Origin of the sequence: Bacillus sp. 5mfcol3.1 (assembly GCF_900114335.1) — a bacterium.
Classification (GTDB): domain Bacteria; phylum Bacillota; class Bacilli; order Bacillales; family Bacillaceae_G; genus Bacillus_A; species Bacillus_A thuringiensis_S.
On the sequence record NZ_FOST01000003.1, the window covers coordinates 77837 to 93564 of the forward strand.

Below are 15728 nucleotides of genomic sequence, written 5' to 3' on the forward strand. Positions count from 1 at the left end.
CAATATGGAGAGAAATATAAGTAAAGAATATGCAATTCGAATTGCTACCGAAAATGAGAGTGATAGTATTAAAACTCTATTAAAAGAAGTAGCACAATGGCTACAACATAAAGAAGTGGATCAGTGGCAGTATCTTTTAGGAGAGGAAGCTACGGCTGAAATACTAGAACGTATAAGAGAGAAATATACGTATGTTGTTCTGAAAGAAGATGAAATAGTTGGTACGATTACAGTTTCTCCTAAACAAAATGAATGGGATGAACATATTTTTGGTAAAGAGGAAGTTTCTAATTCATTATATATTCATAGATTTGCGGTGAAACGAAAATATAAGGGGAATGGAATAGGAGAGAGGGTTTTACAGTGGATAGACGAGAATGTACAATGTGATAAAGAGTATTTGAAGTTAGATTGCGTGGGGCATAATCGTACGTTGAATGATTTTTATAAGAAAAATGGTTTTGAATATGTTGGAAGTACGGATGGGCTTAGTAAGTTTCAAAAGAAAAGGAGAATGTGAATGCATCCAATTAACGTAAGTTTAGTTGAAAAGTTAATACAGGAACAGTTTCCCGAATGGGCCCCTTTAGAAGTGAAACCTGTAAAGTTTAGTGGGCATGATAATAGGACGTTTCACTTAGGGGATGAGATGAGTGTAAGATTGCCAAGTGATGTGGCATATGCACCGCAAGTAGAGAAAGAAAATAGTTGGCTTCCTATATTAAGTAAGGGACTTTCTTTACCAATTTCTACACCAATTGCGAAAGGAAATCCGTCTGAAGCGTATCCATTGCCTTGGTCTATTAATAAGTGGATAGAGGGAGAAACAGTTACGAAACAAAACGTTCGTGATTTAAATGAATTTGCAGCGGACTTAGGATCTTTTTTAGTAGAATTGCAATCTATTAATGCGAGTAACGGCCCTTTAGCTGGACCGCATAATTTTTACCGGGGCGGACTTATATCGGTATATGATGAAGAGGCGAGAGTTGCTATCGAAAATAATAAGGATATTTTTGAAGATGCATTATTAAAGCATCTTTGGAATTTAGCACTTAGCTCAACGTGGGATCGTAAACCAGTTTGGGTGCATGGAGATGTAGCGCCGGGTAATTTACTCGTTAAAGGTGGAAAGCTTTGTGCTGTAATTGATTTTGGTATTTTAGGAGTAGGAGATCCTGCTTGTGATGCAGCGATGGCGTGGACGTTTTTTGATGAAAATAGTAGAAATGTATTTAAAGAAGTATTACGCATGGATGAAGAAACGTGGAATAGAGCGAGAGGATGGGCACTTTGGAAGGCGTTAATTACATATGATGCGAATAGGGGTAGTAATGAAAAAGTAGCAGAAGAATCGTATCGTATCATGCAAGTGATTGTGGATGATTATGAGAGGTAATAGAAAAGCCTATTTTAAAATAGGCTTTTTCATATGATTAAATAGTAGAAATAGAAAGAAGGAATATAACATAATTATACAGAATATTTAGATAATAGGAGGTGTCGAATTTTGAGTGAAATTGAATTAAAGAGTAATGTAATTAAGACAGGGCGAGAGAAGGGGATTATTCTTCGGTTTATACTTACTAGTCTCGTTGGAGTGTTTATGTTTTTCGTTCCTGTTACGATAAACGGTGCATCGTCTATTATGATTGATCATATCGTATCGTGGATCAGGGCTTCCGTTCCAGGTGTAGTACCTTATTATGCATTATTTGTTATGGCAATTGGTGCGATTTATCCATTTTATACGAAGAAATGGAATGCATCTATCGTAGACGTTTGTTTTTCTATTTTAAAAGTAGTTGGTGTCGTTTTTGGAGTATTATATTGTTTGAAAATAGGGCCAGCTTGGTTCTTTGCACCAGATGTTGGGCCGTTTTTGTATGAGAAGCTAGTCATATCAGTAAGTTTGCTCGTTCCAATTGGTTCGGCATTTTTAGCGTTATTAGTTGGATATGGATTGCTTGAATTTATCGGTACATTTTGCCGTCCAATTATGAGGCCATTATGGAATACGCCAGGGAGATCGGCGATTGATGCAGTTGCTTCCTTCGTTGGAAGTTATTCGCTTGCCCTTCTTATTACGAATCGTGTGTATAAAGAAGGAAAGTATACGACAAAAGAAGCAGCAATTATCGCTACAGGATTTTCTACAGTATCCGCTACATTTATGATCATCATCGCAAAAACATTAGATATTATGCATTTATGGAATGTTTATTTTTGGACTACGCTTGTTGTAACATTCATCGTGACTGCTATCACCGTAAGAATCCCGCCCCTTAGTAGAAAACCAGATACATATGTAACAGAAGAAGGATTTCCAGAGCCTGTTTATAAAGAAAAAATGCTAGAACGTGCTTGGGAGGATGCGTTAGAAGTATCAAAGTCTGCACCGAGCATTATGAAAAATATTACAGTGAATTTAAAAGACGGATTTATTATGACAATGGGAATTTTACCATCTATTATGTCAGTAGGATTAATTGGTATCGTCTTAGCGAAGTTCACGCCAATATTTGATTGGATCAGTTATATTTTCTATCCGTTTACATGGCTATTACAATTACCGGAAGCAGACTTAGCTGCTAAAGCTGCATCAGTTGGTATTGCAGAAATGTTTTTACCGTCATTATTAGTAGTAAGTGCACCACTTGTGACAAAGTTTGTCATTGCAGTTGTTTCCGTATCATCTATACTGTTTTTCTCCGCTTCCATTCCTTGTATATTATCAACAGATATTCCGTTAAAAGTATCTGAACTTATTATTCTGTATGTGCAGAGAACGATTTTAACGTTGCTTATCATTACGCCGATTGCTTATTTGTTGCTTTGAAGTTTTAATAAGATAAAGTTAAACAAAAGAAGCCGTCTGTAAAAAAGAGGGCTTCTTTTGTTTAAAAGCGGGATATTCTTATTTATTTTTCGTATATGAGGTAACGCTTCTTAAGAAGATTCCTAGTCCCGCAAAAAAGAATCCTAAGCATAATAAGCTGCCTGGCGTTCCCCAAGTAATTTGATCTAGCATTTATTATCCCCTCCCGTTTATCATTATATAGAATTTATTGGAAATTATCAAAAAAATTCTTTTTTAAGGGTTACTGATGAGTCTTCCTACCTTATACGAGAAGAATATATTTGAAAAGAATTCTTTTCTTTATATTTCTTTATTCTTATAATACGTTTTTGATTCTTATGATATAGTAACAACAAAGGGGGCTTAAAAATGGAAATTATTCACGAAAGAGCAAAGTTGCGGTTAATGGATAATACTGATGTCGAAACTTTGTTTTCGATTGTAGAAGGAAATCGGGATATTTGGGCGTATTTAATTTCTAAAATGGATAGTGTGCAAGATATGCAACAATACGTTCAAAAAGCGATAAAGGGTTACGGAAGAGGTACTCAAATACCTTTCATAGTCGTAGATCAACAGTCGAATAAGATTGTAGGAAGTACACGTTTATATAATATTTCAGTAGAAGATAAGACAGTTGAGTTAGGGCAAACGTGGTATCATCCGAGTGTGCAACGTACGAGTATAAATACAGAGTGTAAGTATATGCTTCTTCAGTATGCTTTTGAAAAATTGCATATGCTGAGAGTGCAAATTAAGACGGATACAAGAAATGAAAAAGCACAACGAGCAATTGAAAGATTAGGCGCAGTAAAAGAAGGTGTGCTTAGAAATGAAAGAAAATTACCGAATGGTTATGTGAGAGATGCGGTGGTGTACAGTATTATCTCGAGTGAATGGCCAGGCGTAAAAGAACAATTGTTAGAAAAATTAGAGTTGTATAAAGAAAAGTTATAATTCGTGTTTTGAAAGGTATATTGTTCGTGAGATATGAAAAATATACCTTTTTTCTTACAAAATGCTACTTTATTTTAATTCCTTTTGTTTCATCGTTCCCTTCTGAGAAAAAATTCGTTACAATGTAGTTGTATGGTAATAAACTTATGAATTTAAAAAATGTAATGAAAACCGCAAATGAAAATGAATTGATAATCCTCAATTTTAAATGAAAACCCTTTTATACATAAATAACAAGTAAAGTTCCTTCTTTTAAATAAACTCAAACAAAACGATTTGATATAAATGTTTTTTATAGAAGTATGGATGATGTACGGAGGCAATTACAAATGAAAGAAAATAAGAAAAGTAAGAAAAGACGAATCTTTCAAGTATTTTTACTAATGATTTGTTCTGCTATTTTATATGTAAGTTATGCAGCTTACGATATTTGGAGTTATCGTTTTAAAGCAAATGATGACGTGAAAACGGATGCTGGTATCGTACTAGGCGCAGCTTCATGGAATGGAAAACCATCTCCTGTATTTAAAGAAAGAATTAATCATGCGATTTCTTTATATAGGAACGGAAATATTAAAAAGATTATTTTTACAGGTGGTACAAAGTTCGAGGCAGAACTTGAGGAAGCACGTACTGCAAGAGTATATGCAATGAAACAAGGTGTAAAAGAGGAAGATATTTTAATTGAAACTAAATCCCTTTTCACTGAAGAAAATTTAAAAAATGCGAAGCAAGTTGGAATAGAGAACGGTATACAAACATACACGATTGTAAGTGATCCACTTCATATGAAACGCGCAATGAGAATCGCAAAACATATTAATATTGAAGCGTATGCTTCACCAACGCCGACATCAGCATATAAAACGTTAGATACAGAAATACCATTCTTCTTTAAAGAATTATTCTCGTATATTGGATATGTAACCTCTTTGCCGTTAAAAGCATTGAAGGGGGACTAATATAAGAAAAGAATCTATCCTTAAATAGGAACTTTTCTTATTAGTCAAAAACATTGTATTTTTATCGGAATAGTGAAACAATAGAGAGGTAGCTTCATATAATCATAATGACAAAATGAACGGTTTATGAATCGAGCATAAAGGAGATTATAGTATGGCACTCTCATTTGTTGAAACAGAAGAACAGTCTTTAATTATTGAGAAAATAAATAAATTGATTCCGAAGTTCATGGAAAGGGAGCATCAGCTAAGTGAATTAGGATCATTTCCGTATGAAAATATAAATGATTTGAAAGATATTGGATATACGAAATTAACGTTACCGAAGGAATTTGGTGATAGTGCGATTTCTTTATATGACTTCGTTTTATTTCAAGAGAAAATCGCGGAAGGCTGTGGAGCTACTGCATTATCGATTGGCTGGCATCTTGGCATTGTGAAGGAGCTAGCGGAAAATCGCTCTTGGAATGATGAGATGTTCAAATGGTTTTGCGAAGAAGTAGGTAATGGTGCGCTCTTTAACAGGGCAGCAACAGAACCGAAAACAGGGAGTCCGACGCGTGGCGGCAAACCAGAAACAATAGCGGTTCAACAAGGCGAGAAGTGGGTTATAAATGGAAGAAAAACTTTTACAACGATGGCGCCAGTACTTGATTATTTTATTATTTCAGCAAGTATGGAAGGCCAAGAAGAAGTTGGTGAGTTTGTCATTCCAAGAAATACACTCGGTGTATCTATTGAAGAAACGTGGGATAGCGTTGCAATGAGAGGGACTGCTAGCCACGACCTTGTCTTACAAAATGTAGAGATAGAAAGCCGCTTTTTTACGGATGTAAAAAGCGGGAAAGTGAAACAAAAGGGTATTGGCTGGTTGCTACATATACCAGCATGTTATTTAGGAATTGCACAATCAGCAAGAAATTATGCAGTTCAATTTGCGGGATCATACAAGCCAAATAGTTTAAACCATTCTATTAGTTTATTACCGAATGTTAGAAAATTAGTTGGAGAATTAGAACTCGAGCTTATGCAAGCTCGCGTCTTTTTATATCAAATTGCGAAAAAATACGATGAGGCAGAAGATAAACTGTCACTGCAAGCAGAATTAGCGGCAGTGAAATACGCCGTAACAAATGCGGCGATATCCATAGTGGATAAATCAATGCGCATCGTAGGAGCAAAAAGTTTATCAGAAAAAAATCCGCTCCATCGTTACTATTTAAACGTCAGAGCAGGATTACACAATCCACCGATGGATGATGCAACATTGTCTATGCTGGCGGATGCGGCGTTTCGGTCGTAGTATTTAAAGCTTACATTTTATTGTTTATGGATATTATAGTTGTTTTGAAAGCACGGGTTTGATTAGTAATCAAACCCGTGCTTTTTATGTGTATGAAGTACTTGGTTGAGATGTAGGTTTTTAATATAAATGATTATCATGGTTTTTTGATTGTTTCTTGTTGAAAATTCTTATTGTAATGCCAGTTTGGAGGCTGTATAAACATTTTTCGTATTTAATCCCAAATTAATGGTCTTTCTAAGTTTACCATTCGTAAATATTGTAAAAATTGACCTGCATGGACCGCATCATGATAGGCAATTCTTAATAGCATATCACCTAAATATCGTTGATAGCCAACATCACTTCTATCAATAAGTCTTGAATCTAGCTCGGCTATGCTTATTGATTGAACATATTCTATGAAGTCAGTAAAGTATGATTGTGCCAATTCAATTTCTTTTTTTACACAAGTAATTGGCTCGTCATCATACGGGGTACGTATGTCGTTTATTGAACCGTTGTTTTTTATAATCATATGATAGTAAAAAGTTGAGCTCCATACGTGACGAATCATTTCACCAAAGGACATAGCCTCAGGATCAGGCTTCCAATTAAGAAAATTATCGGGAAGAGAATTCCATAATTTTTCTGAGCGCCTTCTCGTTTCTTTTAAATTTAATATACTAAGATCAATTGCATTCATAATACATTCTCCTTTACTATTAAACTTAAAATAATTGTATCAATTTAATAGTTAGGGTATCATCGAAATATGAATGTATATCCGAATATCTCATATATAGCTAAACTAATTGCTGAACCTACAAGAGCAATCATCTTAGAGTGTCTAATGAATAATCAGGCACTACCTGCTAGTGAATTGGCTTATATGGCAAAAGTGTCACATCCAACAATTAGTTCGCATCTTTCTAAATTAGTAGAAGGGAATTTACTTACAGTTGAACAACATGGTAGACATCGTTACTATCGACTTGCTAATCAAGAAGTTGCAGAAGTGCTTGAAAAGTTAGGGACAATTGCACCAACAGTTCAAGTTCGCTCTTTAAAACAATCAAGCCAACTAAAACAAATTCGTTATGCTCGAACTTGTTATGATCATCTTGCAGGCAAACTCGGTGTAGAGATAACTGAAAAATTACTTGATAGGAAATTTATAATTTTAGAGGATGGAGAATACATTGTAACGGAACAAGGTAAGAAATGGTTTCTGAATTTTGGAATAAATATTGATAAGGCAGATATAAAAAGGAGGGTATTTGCAAAACCTTGTCTTGATTGGAGTGAACGACGCTACCATATTTCTGGTTGGTTAGGGTCTGCAATTGCAAAACTGCTTTTTGAACAGGGATGGATTACGAAAACGGATAAGAACCGAGCTGTCCATCTTACAAAGAAAGGTGTAAAGTTATTAGAAGATCAATTAGGCATTGATATGAAAACTGAGGAAAGAAAAGCTTGAAATTAGAAAAGTCCGTCAAAATGACGGGCTTTTTCATTATGGTAGGAGTGTACATGAATAATAGGATGTTATCAATAATCGTTGCTAATAAAAAATCTTTCTTTTCATTCTTCTTTTTTAAGTTTTAAAGGAGAAAGCTAGGCTTCTTATTTTTACTAATGTTATAATAAGAAAAAAGCACGAAAAGAGGTCATCTCATGCTAGAGGTTATTGCAACATGTTTAGAAGATGTAAAACGAATTGAAAGTGCTGGCGGGAAGCGGATTGAATTAATTTCATCTTATACAGAAGGTGGTTTAACACCGAGTTATGCTTTTATAAAGAAAGCGGTAGAAGCGGTAAGTATACCAATTCATGTTATGATTCGTCCGCATGCGAAGTCTTTTACATATACGGAAGAAGAAATTGAAATGATGAAAGAAGATATTGTAGTTGCTCAGAAATTAGGAGTAGCTGGTGTTGTATTAGGTGTATTAAATGAACGAAATGAAGTGGATGAAGGGAAATTAGCGAACTTACTATCTGTTGTAGATGGAATAAATGTAACGTACCACCGTGCGATAGATGATATAGAAAATCCAGTAGAAGCAATGAACACTTTAAAGAAGTTTCATAAAGTGACTCACGTTTTAACTTCAGGTGGACAGGGAAATATAGTAGAGAATATTCCGGTGCTTACAGAAATGCAAAAGGTAAGCGATGGTCAAATTCAGCTTGTAGCTGGAGCTGGGGTGACGAAAGAAAATATAAAGCGATTGCTAGATGAAACTGGAATTTCGCAAGCTCATGTCGGTACAGCGGTAAGAGAAGGAAAATCATGTTTTTCTGAAATAGACCCTAATTTAGTACAAGAATTAGTTGAAATCATAAAATAAGTGCTTAAGAAAGAGGAGAAACGATGAAGGAAAATACGAAGAAAGAATTATTCTCTTGGGCTAAAACGATAGGTTTTACCCTTGTATTAATTGCTATTATTCGCGGTGTTTTATTTACACCTTCTTTAGTGCAAGGTGAATCAATGATGCCCACTTTAAAAAATAACGAACGAGTTCTCGTGAATAAGATTGGTTATAGTATAAGTGGATTAGATCGCTTTGATATTATCGTCTTCCACGGAAAAGAAGGATACGATTTAGTAAAACGAGTAATTGGTTTGCCAGGCGACACAGTTGAGTATAAAAATGATGTTTTATATGTAAACGGAAAAGCGATGGAAGAACCATATTTAAAAAAGTTTAAAGAAAAAGCAGTAGGCCGTGTATTAACTCCAGACTTTACGTTAGAACAAATCACTGGGAAAACGAAAGTGCCAGAAGGCCAAGTATTTGTTTTAGGGGATAATCGTGAAGTTTCTAAGGATGGTCGCATGTTTGGCTTTATTTCAGAAGATGAAATTGTCGGAAAAGGACAAGCTGTTTTCTGGCCGTTGGAACAAGTAAGAGCGTTATAAAGTGTGGTGAAGTATGGGAGAGATATTCTTCCATACTTTTTTATTTGCTTAAAATCTATTGAATGAATTGAAAGAATATTTTATAATTTTAAATTATATGTTTGTTTCGAAAAACGGAATTTAAGTTCCGTAATTCGGAACGAAAGGGAGATAGAATGAGTATAAATAAAACGGCAGTTAAGACAATGGATATTTTAGAGTTGTTTTATGAGCATGAAGAGCTAAGTTTAACTGAGATGGTTCAGCTTACAAATATGCCGAAAACATCTGTTTATCGTTTAATTGGTTCGTTGGAAGAGATGGAGTTTTTACAAAAAAACGAAAAGGGGAAATATCGTTTAGGGGTCGTATTTTTACGGTTCGGTCAACTTGTTTCACACCGATTATCAGTAAGAAATATAGCAATTCCTTATATGAAAGAACTTAGAGATAGTTTAGGACAGGCAGTTAATTTAATAATTCAAGATGGTAATGACGCAATTTATGTTGAAAAGATGGAAGGTGTTCAGCCAGTACGCGTGTATACGGCGGTTGGAAGAAGAGCACCGCTTTATGCTGGTGCATGTCCGAGAATTTTACTATCGTATTTTTCTGAGGAAGAGAAACGGAGATACATAGAGGAAGTGGATTTAAAACAGTTTGCAGATGGAACAATTGTGGATAAGGAACAATTGCTAGAAGTGTTGCAAATGGCAAAAAAGGAAGGCTACACAATTAGTTATTCTGAGTTAGAAAATCATACAGCCGCAATAGCAGCGCCCATTTTCGCAAGTGATGGAACGGTTGTAGCAGGTATGAGTATTTCGGGATTAGCAATTGAGTACAGCGAAAGTAACATTTCATATTTTATCGCTAAGGTGAAAGAAACAGCACATCGCATTTCGAAAGAACTCGGCTTTTTGGCATAGAAAGAGGGAGTAGGATGAAATTTTCTGCGTTAGGGGATCAAGCAATTATTGTTACATTTGGTGAAGAAATTAAGATGGATATATATGAGAAAGTACAGCGGTTATTTCAAGCACTGCAGCAACATCCGTTTGCAGGAATGATTGAGTGCGTTCCGTCGTTTACTTCATTAGCTGTTTACTACAATGTATACGAAGTATGGAAGAGAAATGAGAGAAGTGAAAGGCCATATGATTACGTTCGCCAGTATATAAAGGAGCTGTGTGATTCTTATAAAGAAGAAGTAAAACAGGATGTGAAACATATTTCTATACCAGTGTGCTACGGGGGAGAATATGGACCTGATTTAGAAGAGGTTGCACATTATAAAGATATACAAGTAGAAGATGTGATTCGAATACATAGTGAAACTACATATTTTGTATATATGTTAGGTTTTACACCAGGGTTCCCGTATTTAGGAGGACTATCAAAAGAATTAGAAACACCTAGAAAAGAAACACCACGGTTACAAATCTCTCCTGGTTCAGTAGGTATTGGCGGAAATCAAACAGGTATATATCCGCTTGAAACACCAGGAGGATGGAATATTATCGGCCGAACTCCTATTTCATTATTTAATCCGGAAGAAGAAATACCAACATATATTCAAAGTGGTATGTATTTACGATTTATCCCAATAACGAAGGAAGAGTACGTATCACTTGAGGGGGCTAAAGAATGGATGTAGAAGTTTTGCATGCGGGAATGTTTACAACAGTCCAAGATTTAGGGCGATCTCATTATCAACAATACGGTGTACCAGTTGGCGGGACTATGGATCAAAGTGCACTTCGGATGATCAATATGTTAGTTGGTAATAAGGAGAATGAAGCGGGACTCGAAATGACGATTATGGGACCTAAATTGTTAATAAAGAAAACGACTTTACTTGCGATTGGCGGAGCAGATATGGAACCGTTATTGAATGGAGAACGTATCCCGTTATGGCGTCCCATTTTAGCGGAAGAAGGTAGTATGCTTTGTTTTGGAAAAGTGAAAAGTGGTTGCAGAGCGTATGTAACTTTTGCGGGTGGTATACATATTGAGCGTACAATGGGAAGCAAAAGTACGTACATACGTGCTGCGATTGGTGGTATAGAAGGAAGAATGTTGGAAAAGGGTAACTACTTCCAAATTGGTGCACAACCAGAAATGGCGAGTCGTTTCATTCAAGATTTACAAAAAGATGCGAGAATAAAAACGAAATGGGCAATTAGCAACAGAGTACTACCAAAGTATAAGAAACATCCAAAGCTTCGTGTCATAACTGACTTTGAATATGATCAATTTACAGAAGAAAGTAGAAAGGCATTTTTTACGAAAGAGTATAAGGTATCTAATTATGCTGACCGTATGGGCTATAGGGTTGAGGGAGAAGTTTTAAATAGGAATGAAGAAAAAGAGATTTTATCGAGTCCTGTTACATTTGGAACCATTCAAGTTCCTAATGGTGGACAGCCGATTATATTAATGGCAGATAGGCAAACGACAGGTGGCTATCCGAGAATGGGAAATATCATTTCAGTAGATTTACCTCTTCTTGCCCAGCTAAAGCCGGGGGACTATGTTTCTTTTGAGAAAATTACGCTTGAAGAAGCGGAACAATTGTACATAGAACAAGAAGTAAATATGAATCTATTAAAGAAATTCATCGCTTTACGAAGCTGAAATTAGGAGGAATACATTATGACTACAATCGATTTAAACTGTGATTTAGGAGAAAGTTTTGGCGCTTATAAAATGGGGAATGATGATGAGATTCTTCCGTTCGTTTCCTCTATAAACGTTGCTTGCGGTTTTCATGCGGGTGATCCGTCTATTATGCGTCAAACTGTTGAAAAAGCTTTGGAGCATAACGTAGCAATAGGGGCGCATCCTGGATTTCCTGATTTAATTGGATTTGGTAGGAGAAACATGAATGTTTCAGCAAGTGAAGTATACGATTATGTTTTATATCAAACAGGCGCATTAGACGCATTTGTGAAAGCGGCAGGCGGGAAAATGCAGCATGTAAAGCCGCACGGTGCCTTATATAATATGGCGGCAACTAATCCGGAAATTGCAGATGCAATTGCAAAGGCAATTTATTATATAAATCCAAGTCTATTACTTTATGGTTTAGCAAATAGCGAGGCGTTTATACAGGCTGCAGAAAAATACAAAGTAACTCTTGTACAAGAGGCTTTTGCGGATCGTACATATAAGCAAGATGGTACATTAACGAGCCGTACAGAAGAAAATGCGCTTATAAAAGATGAAGACGAAGCGATAAAGCAAGTACTTCAAATGGTGAAAGAAGGCCATGTAAATGCGGTCAATGGAGAGAAAGTAGCAGTTCAGGCGCAAACGATTTGTTTACACGGCGATGGGGAAAAAGCAGTGCAATTTGCGAGAAGAATATACAGAACATTCGAACTTAATGAAATTTCTATTTGTGCACCGAAATAAAAAATGAGAGGAAGTGCTAGAAATGATTAAATTAATTGGGATACTACTTGTTGCAGTGGGCTTTTTATTTAGATTAAATACACTTTTAGTAGTTATGGTTGCAGGTATTGTTACTGGTATGGTTTCAGGGTTAAGTTTTTATGATGTGATCAGCATGTTCGGTAAATTTTTCATAGAAAATAGATATATGTCTATGCCAATTATATTAACTTTACCGGTAATCGGAATTTTAGAGCGTTACGGTTTAAAAGAAAGAGCAGAAGCACTTATAACGAAATCAAAAGGAGCAACAACTGGAAGAGTATTAATGTCATATTTTACGATAAGAGAATCATCAGCAGCACTAGGGCTTAATATTGGTGGGCATGCGCAAACAGTAAGGCCGCTCGTTGCACCGATGGCAGAAGGGGCCGCGCAAGGTAAATACGGTAAACTTCCTGAAAAATTAAGAGAAAAGATTAAAGCAAACGCAGCAGCTGCTGAAAATACAGCTTGGTTTTTCGGAGAAGATATTTTCATCGCAACTGGAGCTATTTTATTAATGAAAGGATTCTTCGATTCAGTAGGTATGCATGTCGGAGTATGGGATATGGCACTTTGGGGCATTCCGACAGCAATATCTGCACTTATTGTAAGCTGGATTAGATTTAGAAGGTTTGATAAATATATAGAGAAAACAATGAAGGCAGAAGGAAAAAAAGAGAAGGAGGCAATCTAATATGAACATCATAACAATGGATACAATCTATTATGTATTAGGGATAATCGTTACTTTTATTGCTGTTCGTATCGCATTCGATCGTGAACATCCAAACAGATTAGGTTCTAGTTTATTTTGGGCATTGTTTGCAGTTACATTTTTATTCGGAAATGTAATTCCTTCGTTTTACGTTGGCTGTATAGTGCTCGCTATGGTCGTTTTAGCTTCACTAAATAAAGTAACAAAATCAGAGGAAAAAGAAGTTCCAGTACAAGAACGTGTGAAACATGCTGAGAAATTAAAAAATAAAATTTTTATGCCTGCACTTTTAATTCCTATTTTTACAATTATCGGTACGTTGACGTTAGGGAAAATCAAATGGGGAAATGTCTCTCTTGTTGATCCAGATAAAGTAACGTTAGTTGCATTAGCGCTTGGTGCATTACTTGCATTCGTTGCGGCGATGCGTATTACAAAATCAAAAATAACAACGCCTGTACAAGAAGGAAGCAGACTATTACAAGCTGTCGGCTGGGCTGTAATTTTACCACAAATGTTAGCAGCACTTGGCGGTATATTCGCGAAGTCTGGCGTTGGGCAAGTTGTTTCAGATTTAGTCGGACAAGTGCTGCCGACAGAGTATCCGTTCGTTGCTGTTATGGCGTACTGTTTAGGCATGATGCTATTTACAGTCGTAATGGGAAATGCATTCGCAGCGTTTGCTGTTATTACTGGCGGAATTGGCTTACCTTTAATAGTTCAAATGCACGGCGGAAACCCAGCAATTATGGCAGCACTCGGTATGTTTGCTGGATATTGCGGAACGCTGCTTACACCAATGGCAGCAAACTTTAATATCGTACCTGCGATGCTTTTAGAGCTAAAGGATAAAAATGCGGTTATTAAAGCGCAAGTACCAATTGCTCTTTCAATTTTTATCATAAATATGTTTATTATGTACGGCCTTGTATATCGTTTCTAATTAGGAGGATAAAACTATGAAAACAGTATTATTAACAGGGTTTGATCCGTTTGGCGGAGAAAATATCAATCCAGCTTGGGAAGTAGCAAAAGGTTTGCATGAAAAAACAATTGGAGAATACAAGATAATAAGCAAACAAGTACCAACTGTATTTCATAAATCAATAAGCGTATTAAAAGAGTATATAGAAGAACTAGCGCCGGAAATTATTATATGCATTGGACAAGCTGGGGGCAGACCAGATATCACGATAGAACGTGTCGCCATTAATATTGATGATGCAAGAATTGCTGATAATGAAGGGAATCAGCCGGTAGATGTACCGGTTGTAGAAGAAGGAGCGATTGCGTATTGGTCCACACTCCCGATGAAAGCAATTGTAAAAAAACTTCGCGAAGAGGGCATACCGTCATCTGTTTCACAGACGGCAGGTACATTCGTTTGTAATCACTTATTCTATGGACTTATGCATGAACTAGAGAAACATGATAAGAAAATAAAAGGCGGATTCATTCACATTCCGTTCTTACCAGAACAAGCGATTAATTATCCAGGGCAATCGAGTATGTCACTTTCTACTATTCGTAAGGGGATAGAATTGGCAATCGAAGTAACGACGACAGTTGAAGTAGATATTGTAGAGGTTGGGGGCGCAACGCATTAAGTAAAATGAATTGTACAACACCTCCTGTAAACAACTGGTATAATAAGAATAGGAAAATACATAGAGGTGATTTTTGTGCAACAATTTGAAGAAGTACGTTCAATTTTAGAAAAAGCGAAGAAAATTACAGTATTAACAGGCGCTGGTGCAAGTACGGAAAGTGGTATTCCAGATTTTCGTTCAGCAAATGGATTGTATGCTGATGCGAATGTGGAGATGTACTTATCAAGAGGGTACTATAACCGAAGTCCGAAAGAATTTTGGAAGCATTATAAAGAAATCTTTCAAATTAATACGTTCCATCAATATAAACCAAATCGTGGCCATCGCTTTTTAGCTGAGCTAGAAGAACAAGGGAAAGATATTACGATTTTAACGCAAAATATTGACGGTTTACATCAATTAGGTGGCAGTAAGCATGTCATCGATTTACATGGAACACTTCAAACAGCACATTGTCCAAAATGTAAATCAGGCTATGATTTACAGTATATGATTAATCATGAAGTGCCGCGCTGTCAGAAGTGTAATTTCATTTTAAATCCAGACGTTGTTTTATACGGAGATACATTGCCGCAATATCAAAATGCAATCAAACGTTTATATGAAACAGATGTGCTTATCGTTATGGGAACGTCACTAAAAGTACAGCCTGTCGCTTCATTCCCGCAAATTGCAAAGAGGGAAGTAGGAGCAACAACTATTTTAGTAAATGAAGAGTTAACAGGACAGGAATATAACTTTGATTTTGTTTTTCAAAATAAGATTGGTGAGTTTGTTGAAGGGTTATCGTCGGTTAAATAAGTTATTATTTTTATGAAAAACTGAGGTGTATAGAGAACACCTCAGTTTTTTGTTTGAATAAAATTCATGTTATGACGTATGAAGGGGAATGGTAATAAATAGGTTATAAAATTAAAAAACTGAAAATTAAATCTTTTATTTCTTTAGTAATTAATATAAAATTCTATATATATCATATAAATAAATTT

The 15728-nt window shown here is 35.9% G+C and carries 18 protein-coding genes; 17 read left to right on the plus strand and 1 reads right to left on the minus strand.

Annotated elements, in window-relative coordinates:
• Positions 1-4 precede the first annotated feature (4 nt).
• The 6 genes from BM089_RS18520 (at position 5) to BM089_RS18545 (ending at position 6082) form a co-directional block, all read left to right on the plus strand.
• Entirely contained in the window at positions 5-520 is a 516-nt protein-coding gene (locus BM089_RS18520) for a GNAT family N-acetyltransferase (protein WP_000440752.1), read from the plus strand.
• A complete protein-coding gene (locus BM089_RS18525) occupies positions 521-1399 on the plus strand; it encodes an aminoglycoside phosphotransferase family protein (RefSeq protein WP_072938867.1) in 879 nt (292 codons plus the stop codon).
• 111 nt (positions 1400-1510) lie between these two features.
• Positions 1511-2839 carry a YjiH family protein gene (locus BM089_RS18530; protein ID WP_001289425.1) on the plus strand — a complete coding sequence of 443 codons (1329 nt, stop codon included), beginning with the start codon at positions 1511-1513 and terminating at the stop codon, positions 2837-2839.
• A 390-nt stretch (positions 2840-3229) separates the two neighbouring features.
• Entirely contained in the window at positions 3230-3817 is a 588-nt protein-coding gene (locus BM089_RS18535; RefSeq protein ID WP_000402588.1) for a GNAT family N-acetyltransferase, read from the plus strand.
• Between the two features lie 329 nt (positions 3818-4146).
• A complete protein-coding gene (locus tag BM089_RS18540; RefSeq protein ID WP_000662218.1) occupies positions 4147-4779 on the plus strand; it encodes a YdcF family protein in 633 nt (210 codons plus the stop codon).
• A gap of 154 nt (positions 4780-4933) precedes the next feature.
• Positions 4934-6082 carry an acyl-CoA dehydrogenase family protein gene (locus BM089_RS18545; RefSeq protein WP_090977685.1) on the plus strand — a complete coding sequence of 383 codons (1149 nt, stop codon included), beginning with the start codon at positions 4934-4936 and terminating at the stop codon, positions 6080-6082.
• A gap of 214 nt (positions 6083-6296) precedes the next feature.
• Here BM089_RS18545 and BM089_RS18550 read toward each other — a convergent pair whose 3' ends face one another.
• The gene (locus BM089_RS18550; protein ID WP_000991274.1) at positions 6297-6767 is read right to left on the minus strand and encodes a DinB family protein; all 471 of its coding nucleotides are present in this window, start codon (positions 6765-6767) and stop codon (positions 6297-6299) included.
• A gap of 69 nt (positions 6768-6836) precedes the next feature.
• On the opposite strand from BM089_RS18550, the gene BM089_RS18555 reads away from it, so the two are divergent.
• From BM089_RS18555 to BM089_RS18605, 11 genes are all read left to right on the plus strand, one after another.
• The gene (locus tag BM089_RS18555) at positions 6837-7544 is read left to right on the plus strand and encodes an ArsR/SmtB family transcription factor (protein WP_001103831.1); all 708 of its coding nucleotides are present in this window, start codon (positions 6837-6839) and stop codon (positions 7542-7544) included.
• 197 nt (positions 7545-7741) lie between these two features.
• On the plus strand, positions 7742-8419 hold the full coding sequence (locus tag BM089_RS18560; RefSeq protein WP_000895115.1) for a copper homeostasis protein CutC: 678 nt from the start codon (positions 7742-7744) through the stop codon (positions 8417-8419).
• A 23-nt stretch (positions 8420-8442) separates the two neighbouring features.
• Entirely contained in the window at positions 8443-8994 is a 552-nt protein-coding gene (gene lepB / locus BM089_RS18565) for a signal peptidase I (RefSeq protein ID WP_000662498.1), read from the plus strand.
• Between the two features lie 155 nt (positions 8995-9149).
• Positions 9150-9902 carry an IclR family transcriptional regulator gene (locus tag BM089_RS18570; protein ID WP_000026359.1) on the plus strand — a complete coding sequence of 251 codons (753 nt, stop codon included), beginning with the start codon at positions 9150-9152 and terminating at the stop codon, positions 9900-9902.
• Between the two features lie 14 nt (positions 9903-9916).
• Positions 9917-10630 (plus strand): 5-oxoprolinase subunit PxpB, encoded by a 714-nt coding sequence (gene pxpB, locus BM089_RS18575; protein WP_090977687.1) that lies wholly within the window; start codon positions 9917-9919, stop codon positions 10628-10630.
• Positions 10621-11610 carry a 5-oxoprolinase subunit C family protein gene (locus tag BM089_RS18580; RefSeq protein ID WP_090977689.1) on the plus strand — a complete coding sequence of 330 codons (990 nt, stop codon included), beginning with the start codon at positions 10621-10623 and terminating at the stop codon, positions 11608-11610. Before pxpB ends, BM089_RS18580 begins: the two co-directional genes overlap by 10 nt.
• A gap of 18 nt (positions 11611-11628) precedes the next feature.
• Positions 11629-12390 (plus strand): 5-oxoprolinase subunit PxpA, encoded by a 762-nt coding sequence (gene pxpA / locus BM089_RS18585; RefSeq protein WP_090977691.1) that lies wholly within the window; start codon positions 11629-11631, stop codon positions 12388-12390.
• A gap of 22 nt (positions 12391-12412) precedes the next feature.
• Positions 12413-13108 (plus strand): DUF969 domain-containing protein, encoded by a 696-nt coding sequence (locus BM089_RS18590; RefSeq protein ID WP_016512633.1) that lies wholly within the window; start codon positions 12413-12415, stop codon positions 13106-13108.
• A 1-nt stretch (position 13109) separates the two neighbouring features.
• Positions 13110-14072, plus strand: coding sequence for a DUF979 domain-containing protein (locus tag BM089_RS18595; RefSeq protein ID WP_090977693.1), 963 nt, complete (start codon positions 13110-13112; stop codon positions 14070-14072).
• Positions 14073-14088: 16 nt separating this feature from the next.
• On the plus strand, positions 14089-14736 hold the full coding sequence (pcp, locus tag BM089_RS18600; RefSeq protein ID WP_061659991.1) for a pyroglutamyl-peptidase I: 648 nt from the start codon (positions 14089-14091) through the stop codon (positions 14734-14736).
• Positions 14737-14811: 75 nt separating this feature from the next.
• A complete protein-coding gene (locus BM089_RS18605; RefSeq protein WP_063547776.1) occupies positions 14812-15540 on the plus strand; it encodes an NAD-dependent protein deacylase in 729 nt (242 codons plus the stop codon).
• The last annotated feature ends 188 nt before the right edge of the window (positions 15541-15728 follow it).